8 protein-coding genes, 2 pseudogenes and 1 other annotated feature are annotated in these 12,505 nt (G+C 62.1%); of the genes and pseudogenes, 8 read left to right on the forward strand and 2 right to left on the reverse strand.

Annotated features, from left to right (window positions below):
* Positions 1-773 precede the first annotated feature (773 nt).
* The 3 genes and pseudogenes from QFZ27_RS30085 to QFZ27_RS30095 all read left to right on the forward strand — a co-directional run.
* Positions 774-1,100, forward strand: a complete 327-nt coding sequence (locus QFZ27_RS30085) for a ribbon-helix-helix domain-containing protein (RefSeq protein ID WP_429230136.1) — start codon at positions 774-776, stop codon at positions 1,098-1,100.
* A gap of 213 nt (positions 1,101-1,313) precedes the next feature.
* Entirely contained in the window at positions 1,314-1,985 is a 672-nt protein-coding gene (locus QFZ27_RS30090) for a hypothetical protein (protein WP_429230137.1), read from the forward strand.
* Positions 1,986-2,034: 49 nt separating this feature from the next.
* Positions 2,035-2,544 (forward strand): annotated as a pseudogene (locus tag QFZ27_RS30095) (IS630 family transposase); the annotation flags it as partial.
* A 432-nt stretch (positions 2,545-2,976) separates the two neighbouring features.
* On the opposite strand, the gene QFZ27_RS30100 reads toward QFZ27_RS30095, so the two are convergent.
* On the reverse strand, positions 2,977-4,221 hold the full coding sequence (locus QFZ27_RS30100) for a class I SAM-dependent methyltransferase (protein WP_429230138.1): 1,245 nt from the start codon (positions 4,219-4,221) through the stop codon (positions 2,977-2,979).
* Positions 4,222-4,545: 324 nt separating this feature from the next.
* Positions 4,546-4,601 (reverse strand) — a sequence feature (sul1 is cis-regulatory element that is thought to sense ions involved in sulfur or methionine metabolism; They are found in Alphaproteobacteria).
* A gap of 291 nt (positions 4,602-4,892) precedes the next feature.
* On the opposite strand from QFZ27_RS30100, the gene QFZ27_RS30105 reads away from it, so the two are divergent.
* The 3 genes from QFZ27_RS30105 to QFZ27_RS30115 all read left to right on the forward strand — a co-directional run bounded on the left by QFZ27_RS30105 (position 4,893) and on the right by QFZ27_RS30115 (position 6,574).
* Positions 4,893-5,057, forward strand: coding sequence for a hypothetical protein (locus tag QFZ27_RS30105; protein WP_429230139.1), 165 nt, complete (start codon positions 4,893-4,895; stop codon positions 5,055-5,057).
* A gap of 252 nt (positions 5,058-5,309) precedes the next feature.
* Positions 5,310-5,609: a hypothetical protein gene (locus QFZ27_RS30110; RefSeq protein ID WP_429230140.1), complete on the forward strand. Its 300-nt coding sequence runs from the start codon at positions 5,310-5,312 to the stop codon at positions 5,607-5,609.
* Positions 5,610-5,767: 158 nt separating this feature from the next.
* Positions 5,768-6,574 (forward strand): response regulator transcription factor, encoded by an 807-nt coding sequence (locus QFZ27_RS30115; protein ID WP_429230141.1) that lies wholly within the window; start codon positions 5,768-5,770, stop codon positions 6,572-6,574.
* A gap of 533 nt (positions 6,575-7,107) precedes the next feature.
* On the opposite strand, the pseudogene QFZ27_RS30120 reads toward QFZ27_RS30115, so the two are convergent.
* A pseudogene (locus QFZ27_RS30120) lies at positions 7,108-8,260 on the reverse strand (ISAs1 family transposase).
* Between the two features lie 908 nt (positions 8,261-9,168).
* On the opposite strand from QFZ27_RS30120, the gene QFZ27_RS30125 reads away from it, so the two are divergent.
* Positions 9,169-9,396: a hypothetical protein gene (locus QFZ27_RS30125; protein ID WP_429230142.1), complete on the forward strand. Its 228-nt coding sequence runs from the start codon at positions 9,169-9,171 to the stop codon at positions 9,394-9,396.
* A 1,846-nt stretch (positions 9,397-11,242) separates the two neighbouring features.
* The gene (locus QFZ27_RS30130; protein WP_429230143.1) at positions 11,243-12,490 is read left to right on the forward strand and encodes a calcium-binding protein; all 1,248 of its coding nucleotides are present in this window, start codon (positions 11,243-11,245) and stop codon (positions 12,488-12,490) included.
* Positions 12,491-12,505: the final 15 nt, after the last annotated feature.

Below are 12,505 nucleotides of genomic sequence, written 5' to 3' on the forward strand. Positions count from 1 at the left end.
CGGAACCTCGACAATCGCTGTCAGAGGAGTAGCTTCGGCCCGGCGGGCTCCCAGCACCTCCACAACGAAGCCACCGCCGACTGTAAAGATGAGCAGCACTGTGACCGCATGCCGGGACGCAGTGCTGCGAGCATTGTTCAGCTCGCAGTCGAGCCGCGTCTCAATGTTGGCCTGAGATTTCACCTAATCTCCTCGCCTGCTTCGAGTCTTACCACTTCGTCGCCGGATTGGGCACAGGACCAGACAGATCGCCTCCTATTGCTCGCGATGGCGCCTGTCCGGTCCCATGTGAGGGAGTAGAAAGGCTGATCAGCGGGGACGCCTCAGCCCCATCATTTCCCAAATGAGATCCTAGGTGTCCGGCCGGTCTCGACCTAGATGCACTTTCGGCGAGCGCCTTTACTCCGAATCGATCCCAGAGGAGGCCGACATATCCGCAGGTGGAGGCACTACTCCTTTCTCCCGCTACGCCCCGGCTCTCGCGCTCTCCGGCTGATTGACCATCACCGGCTCTGATCGCCTGATTGATCATTGATCGCAAGACCATCGCCATTTGATCACTGCGTTAAAGGCCAGGCCGCGCGGCGGGTTGGCGGTGTCCGTGCCTGACGATCTTACCGCCTCAGTTTCACATGCCCGTGCCTTGAGTCGGATTGCTACGGAAGGGGTAGCTGCCTAAACAAAATCGATATGCAGTAGACCTAATTTCGATGTTCTTTTATTTACGAAATTGCGAAAAATACTATGGCTCACTCTTTCAAGCAGCGACGATAATGGACCAGTCCGGAAGTCTTCAGTTGGCGAATCCTCTTGAGCCTCGCACCCGGAACGTCACGGTTGGCGGAAACCGCACCAGCATTCGGCTGGAGCAGCAATTCTGGAGCGGACTGGAAGAAATCGTGACGCGGGAGGGTATTTCCGTGAACGACCTCGTGTCTCGAATACGTGGTTCGCAGCGCCGTGATGGCAGCCTGTCCAGCGCGGTTCGCGTGTTCATCCAGGCCTACTTCTTCGCGCTGGCCCACGACCGGCGTCCGGTGGTCCCGAAGGGCTACGCCAGCGGAACCCCGACTAGGGACACTGATGACACCGCAGTCTGACGCACAACCGGTCGGCGCTGATCGGTGCCGGTGCTTCCCGAGCGGTACTCTGGCGGCACAGCCTCGCGCCACCTTCCCCGCGCCCCGTGTCCCGGCCGAAAAGCGGCGGTCGACGGCATTGACGAGAGACGGCATCCCCCGCCCGAATGATGGCTGGACTCTCCCAATCGCCGAATTGCGCAACCGAGGGGCAGCGGCGAAAGTTTGAGCATCATGGCCGAGCCCGTCTGCCTGAGCCGATTGCGCTGGATCGCCGAGACGCCGATACGCACCGCAGTTCGTTGCGTTCAAACAGCCGCAATCATGGTGATCGTTGCCAGTCCGGTCGATGCGGGATACGCCCAGATGCTGCCCGAGCTGACGCTTCCGCCGCAGCGGTTGGTCCGCCCGCCGGGTATGCCGACGCCCACTTATCCACTGGTCAAGCCAGGACTGCCGCTGCCGGGGCCCGACAGCGGTCAGCCGCCACTGCCCCCACCTGTCGAGCACCTCGCCCCGGTCATCGTCCGCGTGCAGCAAAGCAAGACGCATCCGAACGGCATGACCATCTTGGTCGATAGCGTGAACTTCCTGCCCTCCAGCATCGTCATCGCCGTCGAGATCTTCAACCCGGGAATCGACCGACGGCGGCTCAATCCGCTCGGCAGCCTGGTGCTCACCGATGATCGCGGCCGGAGCTATCCCTTCCTGCCGCCGCCCGACAATCCGGATATGCAGATCCCGCCGCGGTCACGCGTCATTGGCCAACTGGTGTTTCTCGGCGGAGTCGATTGGCAGGCACGGGCACTGCGCCTGTCGATCAACCATCCGCTCGGAAGCTCGTCGGACCGTATGACCGCCACGCCCCTATTCCAGTTCAGGCTGCCGGCGGAGCCGCGGACCTAATGGATTGACCGGAACGGAAGAGTCCGGCTGAGGATTCCTATGGGGCGCAGTGCCGATGAAACCGGGGCGCGCCGGGACCATGACCCACGACTATATCCGTCACGGCACGACGACGCTGTTCGCCGCCCTCAACGGGCTCGACGGAACCGTGATCGGCCGCAACATGCAGCGCCATCGGCATCAGGAGTTCATCCGCTTCCTCAACGTCGTCGAGGCGGCGGTGCCGGCCGGCAAGATCGTCCACGCCATCATGGACAACTATGCCGCCCACAAGCACCCCAAGGTGCGGCAATGGCTCGAACGCCATCCGCGCTGGGTCTTCCACTTCACTCCGACCTCGGCATCCTGGCTCAACGCGGTCGAAGGCTTCTTCGCCAAGCTTGCCAAGAGGCGTCTGAAGCGCGGCGTGTTCCGATCTCTCGTCGATCTCCAGGCCGCCATCAACCGCTTCGTCGCCGAGCACAACCAGGCGCCGAAACCCTTCCTCTGGCGCGCCGATCCGGACACCATCATCGCCGCCAGAAACCGTGGGTTCCAAACGTTGGAGTCAATCCACTAGCCAGTGAACTGACTTCGACACACGTAGGACAGGCGGAATCGGCCCGGAGGCCTCCGAGCTGCTCGGAGACTAAAGCCGTCGCCCATCGGTGTCAGCCTGCCACTTGGCTCGCTGGCTCGATTGCATAGATCCTGGTCGGACACCTCATGAGCACAGCCGCGTCGATACGCTCGATCCTGCGCCGTCGCCCCAGGCCGTGGCTCCGCCCGACTCAGCCACGTCGCGACCGCTCCCGCCCTCCGGCTGACGGGCGCCACCGCGGTCCCACCCCCCGGCCCTGTCTCCTGCGTCAGGCCCGCTTCGAACTCTGAACAAAAGCGGCCGTCACGTCGGCGCCCCAATACCGGGATTTGCCGGATTGAGCGCACCGACCCTTTCCAGCCGGCCTGGCTCGACCGGATGTTAAACGATGTTCGGCATTGTCTGGCTCCATTACACCGTGAGCAACCGACCCAACAGATCCGGCCTCCGCAGATCCGCATTCCGCGGTGGCAACCTGCCCGAGACTACGGTCAGTTCCACGTCGAGATCGAGCTCATTGAGCACCTCCTGAATCTCTGTTTCGTATTCGGGGTTCATCACCAAGACTCGATCAGGCGGATGCTCCTGCAGCACCGCAGGCGGCACAATCGGATGCCCGGTGCCCGCGATGAAGGTTCCCGCCTTGAGGGGGTTGATGTCGATCACTCGCTCGATGGCCCTCTCGCCAGATCTGTCCAGGACGTTCAAGAATGTGATACTTTTGGCGCCGGCGCCCCATAGTGCCAGGCGCTCCCCATTCCATCGGGCACGGTCCAACCAGTCCTGCCAGTCTACGAGAGCCTTCCCGAACCGCTCGGCGAAGCCGGCAAAGCTGCGGGTGTTCGGCGATCGTGGAGATTGATCATCCGTGCCAGAGGGGGCGAATGTCGCCTCCGCCGCGAGAAATTGACGCCCGAACCCGACATTGATTGGACCAGGAGTGAGGCCCGCTAGCCGTAACGCGTGTGCCAGCGAAGATGACGTGAAGTATGAGGGATGTTCGTAAAGGGGATCCCAGATCCCGAACTCGTCGAGCATGTAGGTGCCGTTCGGCACCTCGATAAACACCACCCGAGCGGGATGCGAAGTATAGGCTTCACATATCGACCGAAGCAGATCAACTGGGCGCGGCAGATGCTCCAGCACATAACGGGAGCAGACGATGTCGGCGCGCGGCACCAGAGACGGTGTGAAGATGTCACCGATGATGGTGATCGCCGCCTCGCCGCCAGTGTGCTCGTGCGTCGGGCGGCCGGGATCGAACCCGATTCCCTTGCGCAATCCCCGCTCGCACAGCATCTGTAGGAATTCGCCGCGGCCACATCCGATCTCAACGGCGGTGCCCCCAGCCAACCCGTAGGTCGACACGAGGCGACTGATGACGTCCTCCGAATATCGGCGGTAGTGCGGCGAACCCATAAGCGAGTTTTCATAGTTCTCATCGTACACGACCAGCGCGGCGTTGAACGCCGCATTGAAGACGTGTCCGCAATAGCGGCATCCGACGAGCCTGATATCGTCCCGGGCGACCGCTCGAGCCTCCTCGCTACTGCGTAGAAGCTGAGGACCAACAACAGGGACGCTGGCAAGCTCGACCAATTTGGTCAGGTCCGATGATCCGCATACGATGCACAGCACGTTCGCGATGCCCGGCATTTTCCCTCCGAAGATCAGAAGAAGTCGGAACATCCCTGCGGTCAGCCAAACAACCCAGACAGCCATGAGTGGCCGGTGTGGCAGAGATGGGAGATTTGAAGCGAATGGCGCAGAAATATCCTGGAATGGATATCATGCACGAAATCAGGATTTCTGATTCATTTGCCGTCCTCACGATTGCACCGCGAACAGCGACGATTGCCCTGAGGTCGGAAGAGACCGCTAGAGTGCAGGACAGGTGCCCATGCGAACGGGTGTCGCTTCGATGCCCTCTGTGCGAAAAGAGATCGAGTCGACCGTCGTCACTGTGTCGAATGTCGCTAGCGTTATCCGGCGGATCGGCGGCCGGAAGAGCCACCCGGAATTTCACCGGGTCCATGCGAATACCCTTAGACTAGGCATACCCAGCGGTCGCGCAACCACCCAGCAGCTTGCCCAAGCCCATCACTTTGGATGTCAACCTGTCTGAAAGGGAGTCGCCGCTCGATCAAAAGGGCAATCTTCTGCAACATCTCCGCGTAGATCGGGCGATTTTTTCTGCACCTCGATCAAATCATTCACGAGGGAATTTGGGCTGTCAGTTTGACAGCGTCAGCTTCCCACCCTTCTCTGCTAGCCAGCCCAGCCGCCGCGGCAAGGCTCGCTGCTGTGAACATCAGGAGGTGACGAACATGACGACACGGATCCATGACGTGATCGCCCTCTTCCCTCTCGACGGCAAAGGAAGCGACATCGAGGTCAGCCCGGAGCAGCAGGCGCTGTACGATGCCGAGTTGGCGCAGGCGGCTGCGCTGGACGCTCTGGTGACCAAGAGCAAATGGGCCGCTGCGGCCTGAGAGATCGCCGCCGCCGCTTGCAACCATGACGACTTCCCTCTGTTCGGATTCCAGCACAAGGTCTGGCCGGCCGACGAGGAAAGCGACGACTGCGCCAACGCCCGGATCATGTGGCGGCATGAAGGCCGCATTTACCGACTGGACCTGAGTTACAACGTCATCACCGGCCACGGATCGGTCGCCCTCGACATCGACCAGGAATTGGTGACGTTCATCTAGGTCATGATGTGCGGCTGGGATAAGCCCCCTCGCATGGATGGCAGCCGGCCACCCGAGGACATGGCGTCCCCCGACGGCAAGATCTTCGGCAAGGTGACCGGCGGCAGCGAGTATGTGCCGGGCTCCTGGGAAGCGGTCCTGATCGACGTGGCCGAGCAGTTGCGCCAGTTGAAGGCCGAACAGCCCCGCCAGTACGGGTCGCAGTCGCTTAGGCCATGGGGATGGCGATCGGCGAGCATGTGCCCGCAATTGCCCACCTACTACTTTAGGATGGGCTTGGGCTCAAAACCCCTGTCCGAATGGCTTACACCACGATCTATTGCTTTTGCATAAATTGCCATGCAATAGATGAGATATGCACGGCGAGGTCGGTCCGCATGATTGCGGGGTGATTCGGCTCTGCTAAAATAAAAAATTGAGCGCAGAAAAACCAGATCTCTAGCCGGGAAGTTGGGGGAAGTACTTCTCAACAGCTAAGAGGGGGTTAAGTAATGATTTCTATCAGCGATAACTCCGCGGCTTCTCGCAGCGCGATGCTCGATCTAGGTCAGGCGGGAGATTTTGAGACCGGTCATTTCATTGGCACTCAGAATGATCATAACCCTGCCCCGGGCCCGGCCACGGTCGCGATCATCGACAGACGCGCCCTGGGCCGGGAAATCTTGACGCAGGCGCTCGCAACCGACGGCCGGTTTCGAGCCCGGGCTTTCGCCGACATCGATCAGTGGGAACTGAGCTCAGATCGTGACGACACGGCGCTCATCCTCCTGGAATGGGAGGCTGCCTGCAACGACCAGCGTTCCCTTGAGACCGAGGTACAGACGTTGGTGAGCGCCCATCCCGATTTACCCGTGGTCGTGCTGGGTGAAGACGAGGATCCGCACCATATGGCGGGGGTCCTGGCGCTGGGAGCTCGCGGCTACATTCCCACCAGTGTCGGCCTGAGTATTGTGATCGGAGCGCTTCACCTCGCCATGGCGGGGGGCACCTTCGTCCCTGCCAGCGCTCTGCAGAATGCTGGTCGAGAGCGGCCGGAGCGCCAGCAATCCGTCCACAGCATGCTTGGTCTATCGGAGCGGCAGGCCGCTGTGGCCGAAGCCGTCGCGCTCGGAAAGCCGAACAAGATCATCGCTTATGAGCTGGACCTGTGCGAGAGCACCGTGAAGGTGCACATCCGGACCATCATGAAGAAGCTGCAAGCTCGGAACCGGACTGAGATCGCCTTCAAGCTTCATGCGGCCAAAGGTGGCTCCCATACATCTCGTCGGATGCATTCGGCCGGAAATCACCCTGCTTGAAATAGAAAAGGCCGCCACGGTGTGGTGGCCTCTCCAGCTTCAAGCGTTCCTTCCCGATCCGTCATCACGGGCAAGAATATTGTATCCGCGAGACCGTGTGCGGGGTGACGGCCCGAGCACATTCATTTCCTCGGTCGAAGCAATGATATCATAGCATGCTATGAGCTTCGCCCTAGTACTACTTTCGAAGTAGGCTTGCCGCATCTGAACCACAAGCGCGGCAACCGGTTCGACCAATGAACGCGGGGTGGCCGAAGGAACTCCGCGCCCGCGACACCCATTGCCAGCGACATAGAGCACTGTAGCGACTGGCGCGACCTTACCATCCTTCCGACCGGCCACGGCACCGGATCAGTGAGTTGCGGTGATCTCCGCGGCTGGTTCACGCGCAACAGCCACGGTCACATACAGATCGAGTGGGCCAGCGCGCCTGAAGGCGGGCTTTCGCCGGATGTCCTCCACGCTGCGACCGAAGCGTGCGAGAAGGCCGATGGCGGACAGCGAACCAGCAAGGCCAGGGCTACGAATCCAAGTTACCGGTCTGGCATGGAGAGTAGCGAGCTGAGGTATTCAGGGGACCAGGCGGCGATTTTGCGGCGGAGTTTGAGAGATTTTTTATCGTGGGCGTTGCGTAGGAGGTTGAGAGCGAAGTGTCGGACGACGGCCATGTTCTGGGCACCGTGTCCCTTGCGGAGCCTGGACTGGTCTTCGCGGAAGGTGACGTCGAGGACCCAGTGCAGGCGGTTCTCGATGGCCCAGTGTCCGCGCACGGCCTCGGCGGCCTGGGTGGCGGAGAGGCTGGCGGAGGAGATGAAGTATCGGGTGTCCTGGCGGCAGCGGTCGGCCAGTTCGACCTTGGCGTGGACGCGGAGGATGCAGGCGACGCCGGGCAGGCGGAGCTCGCCGGAGAGCCAGTCGACCTCGCGGAGCACATCGACGCGGCGGTGCTCGATGCGGCCATGGGCTTTGTCGAGATCGATGTCGGTATCGAGGCTGTGAGGTTCGGCAGCGGCGAAGCCGGCTTCGATCTCGGCCCTGAGGGTCGGCTGGTTGGCTTTGACCGCCAGCAGATAGTCGGCGCCGACCTTTCGGATGGCCGTGGCGATGTCGGCATTGGTGGCGATGGCGTCGATCGAGACCAGGGCGCCTTTCAGCCCGTCCTCGGCGCCGAGCCGTTCGAGCAGGACGGGGATCGCGGCCAGCTCGTTGGCCTTGTCGGGCACGGCCTCCTGGCCGAGCACCAGCCGGCGGGTGGTGGCGAAGGCCGAGACCAGATGCAGCGGCCCGGCGCCCGCCGCCCGGTCATGGCTGCGGCGCGAGGTCTTGCCGTCGATGGCGACCAACTCCGGCCGTTCCGGCCAGGTCTCGCGCACCCAGTCGCTGAAAGCGGCCGAGAACAGCGCCGGGTTGATCCGGTTCATCAGGATCGTCAGCCAGCGCTCGCCCGGCACCCCCGTGCTCATACGGCAGATAGCGCCGCAGAAACGGCAGATGAGCCTCGCCCCACGACGCGATCCCCTCATAGTCGTCGCAGTCCGCCAGCGTCCCGCACACCACCAGCAGCAGGATCTCCGGCAACGGATGCAGAATCCGACGCACGTCCCGCGGATCCTCGATCGTCGAAAAATGCTCCAACAACGCCCGCAGCCGCGACTTCGGCCACGCACTCCCCTGCTCTTCGCTCATCTCGGCGGCTCCGAAGCATCCGCCTCCAGCGATTCGCCCTTTCTCCCCCCTGTCACCTGTAACTTGAGTTCGCTGCCCTGCCAGCAAGGCTGGACGCATCGACGCTGGAGGCTGAAGATGGCAAGCGGGCGCGATGCGTCGGATTGGACCGTCGAGCACGCCGGTGACGAGGGCGCGATCTGGTGTCACGAGTACCGCGGGCGGTTCCGCGTACGCAACGCCGGCGTCGTGCACATCATCTGGCAGGGCGGCGGCCCAGGCCCAGCCGAGAATGGCCCGGTTGGACGCGCCGCCCACGAGGCTATCGACGCGGCGATCAGGTCGCAGAGCGGATCTTAGTCGGAACTAGAACAAGCTGCCTCGATCCGTCGGATTGGCGGGTAGTGTTCTCGGATGACGAGGGCACGGTGTCCTGTGCCAACTATCTCGGCCGCTTCCGGTTTAAGAGCGGCGGGATCATCCAAATCGCCTGGGAACGTGGGCCGAAGCCGGGGGCCGAATTATTCGAGGCTGCACAACGCGGCGCGAGAGGCCTGCTATCGCACGCTCGGCCGACGCTAGGCTCTGGATCGGGAACCGGGCGCCAGCTCGTGCAGTTGCCCCGGCATGGCCAAGGGCTGCGATCCGTCCGACTGGACCGTCCGGAACATTGGAGGCGAAGGGACGGTCAAGTGTGCCGCTTACCGAGGCCGCTTCCGAGTGCTCCGAACAGGCATGATCAGAATCGCCTGGCAAGGCGGCGGCCCAGAGCCGAAGAATTCTGCACTGGTCAACCAAGCAGCCCAGGAGGCGATCGGAGCGGCAATCAGACCGAAGCGACGGGCTGGGCCGAGTCCTTGCGTCCCGAGCCGATGAGCGAAACCGAGACTCCCTACTCCGCCCAAGGTCACCAAACGACAGGAGCCCCTATGACAGAGCGGCGGGAACTCTATCGCAGCCCGAGCGGTGACGCGTGGTTCCTCGCACGCGAGCCGACCGATGGTCACGCTTTCATCATCCATCAGCCCAACGCCCCATCTGGCGGCCGGCTGTCCCATATCGAGCTGGGTGAGTTCCTGCGCAGCGGCAGCGGGCCGGAGCACCAGGCGTTGTTGCGCTTGATCGGAACGCTGGTCGAGGTGCCGCCATATGCCTGAGGCTCGAGGAGCCGATGCTGCGACCCTCAGGCCGGCCCCTAGCCGACTCACCCGCGGCCGCGCTATCGGCCGGGGATGATCGGAACACTGGTCGACGTGCCTCCATATGCGTGATGATCGGCTACCCGATGCTGCGACGCTCCGGGCGGGGCACAACCGACTCACCCGACGCCGCGCTAACCTTCAGGGATGAGCGACGCCCCTCCCCCTTCCAAGATCATCGCCCCCGGCTGGGTGCACTACTGCGAGCACCCTGGCTGCACCGAGTGGGGCGCCTTCGGCAGGCCAGGCCCGCGCGGCGAGACGGTCTGGCACTGCAAGTAGCACGGCCCAAATCACGGTATCGGCTCGGCAGGCAAGGGCTGACGATTGGGCGGTGAACGCCACTCGCTCTCGCCATTTTTCACCGGCAACTCAGCACGAGGCAGCTTCGGCTGGGCTTTCCGTTTTCAGCCTCCGGTCATCAGATCCAAAAAGGGGTGCTATCACCCCTGTTCTGCTACTTGCGATAGGGCTTCCATTCTGCGAGCGCTCGTTCTCACACCAGCGCTCAGGCCCGGCCCGGATCTCCCCTCACCATGTTCTAGGTCGGGCTCTGCGTCCGCGGCCGGCAGCTCCTGGAAGATGATGGAGCGACCGCAGGCCATTGGTTGGTCCGGGTGGCGCTGTCCGGATCACGCCCGCTTTCCGGATCGCGACCGGAAGGACCGCTTGTTTCGGGAGGGTAAACAGCGACGGGGCCTGATCGGGTGCTCCGAAGCGGACATTTCCAGCGACCTATCCAGGCCCGAAAGCGGACCCGGCCTACGGAAGGGACCGCCAGCGATTCCCCGGTTGCAGCGTGTTCGAGCATCGAAGGAAGCCAGGCCACTGGCGGTCTTCGGCGCGATCCTACTGGCCGCGCCGACGGCATTGGGCGGATTGCGGCCTCTCAAGAGGTTCGCCTTCATGCCCTTACTCCTCGATTATGAGGGCTAAGAGGCGTCGTCGGGCATCGAAGGTCAGGGCCGTCCCGCAGGGCGCTGTAGGCATCGAGGAGCGGGCGGTCCCGGGGCCGCAGCCAATCTCTAAAGCGCGCATCGGCCGGACGGCCATCTTTGCGCTGAGCTCGCCCGCTATGCGCAGAAGAGAGGTATATCGCCCAGAGTCCAGAAACCGCGTGATCCGATTGAAATTCTGGTTCTGTTCACATCCTGTGGTCGCAATAACATTGCTCATAGGATAAATTCCACTCCAATAGACCGTAAATGCTACCTAAACCGCCATTGGGCACCAATTCCGACGCGGGTGGTATATGGCCACCATCTGGTTGGAAGTTGCAGATTTTTAGTTGCTTATCCCAGAGCATATCTCGCCCCAAATGTTCATTCTAAAGTAGTACGAATTGATTTATCTATAAAAATAGAAATAACATATAAAATTTGCACAGCATCTTCTATATCAAGTTTACCTCCGTATTCTAAAATAACTATTATACGCAAAATTCTTGCAGATCGATACGGGGAAGCGCATCGCATGTTAAGTCAAAAATTCAAGCAATCGAATTCGCCGCTAATACTGATAATATTCCAAGGTCGGACTAGGCTTCTCAGCTAGCAGTCCAGAATTGACGTCGAGCGCTTGATCGCTCCGATGTTCGCAACGGGTGGAAAAAGCGGACTTCTAGCGGCGGGGCCTCGTGGCCCCTCGGTGTCCGCAAAAGGTGAAAAGCTCCTCGCTTCATCTATTTGCCTATCCCGCGCACCTAAAATTTGGCGACACAGACTACTTCTTATAGGAGGCTGGAGAACAATGGCAGATCCGGCAACACATTGGATCTATATTCACATTCCCGGGAGAAGATCATATGGCCACGATTAATGGAACGTCTGGCTCTGACACCCTGTACGGGACCGCCGATGACGATATTATCAATGGCCTGGACGGCATTGACATGCTGATCGGGGGGCAAGGCTCTGACGTGTTAAATGGCGGGGACGGGCGCGATACGGCGAATTACTCGTCCTCGGCCACCGGGGTCACCATCCATCTCACTGCCGGTACCGGCAGCGGCGGCGATGCCGAAGGCGACACGCTGATCGGGATAGAGTCACTGATCGGGTCGGGTTTTGCCGACCAGCTCTACGGCGGTGCGGGAGATGACCTCCTGTCCGGCGGCGGCGGCGACGACGTGCTCTGGGGCGGTCCGGGCGCCGACTACTTCTTGGACACCACAGCGCTCATCAGCTACCAAGGCTCGTCGGCCGCGGTCACGGTCGATCTGACATTCGGCCCCGGCTCCGCCTACGGCGGCGACGCCGAGGGCGATCGATTCCAGTTCGGTGCGGCTGTGAATATCCAGGGTTCCAGCCACAACGATATCCTGAAAGGCAATGACCAGGCGAATATCCTCCAGGGCGCTTCGGGCGGAGACTCCATCAGTGGGTTCGGCGGAAACGATACTCTCGAAGGTGGCGACGGCAGCGACGATCTCAGCGGGGGAGCCGGTGCCGACGTGCTTCGCGGCGGGGCTGGCGGCGACGGGATGAGCGGCGGCGATGGCAGCGACACCGCCAGCTACTGGTACAGCTCCGTCGGCGTCACGGTCGACCTTGCGACCGGCACCGGCCACGGCGGGGACGCCGAGGGCGATATCCTGACGGGCTTCGAGATCCTGTCCGGCAGCCAAAGCGATGACCACCTCTCCGGCGACGCCCTCACCAACACCCTGCAGGGCTGGAATGGCAACGATGTGCTCACGGGCGGCGCCGGCAGGGATGTGTTGGCCGGCGGCGCCGGGGCGGACCGTTTTGTCTTCACGACGATCGGTGACAGCCTCACCGGAGCCGACGCCGACCGGATCTCCGATTTCAGTCACGCGCAGGGCGACACTATCGACCTGTCGGCGAGCGATGCCGACACCAGCGTCGCCGGCGACCAGGCCTTCGCCTTCATCGGCACCGGGCTCTACACCGGCATCGCCGGCCAGCTGCGCTACGCCTCCGACGGCACCGTCACCACCATTGCCGGCGACATTGACGGAGACGGCGTCTCCGACTTCCACATCCAGCTCGCCGGCGCCATTGGCCTCGTCGCCGGCGACTTCGTGCTGTAGCGTCTGCGGTCAGCA

It is taken from the genome of Inquilinus ginsengisoli, assembly GCF_050434925.1.
In the GTDB taxonomy this organism is placed as follows: Bacteria; Pseudomonadota; Alphaproteobacteria; order DSM-16000; family Inquilinaceae; genus Inquilinus; species Inquilinus ginsengisoli_B.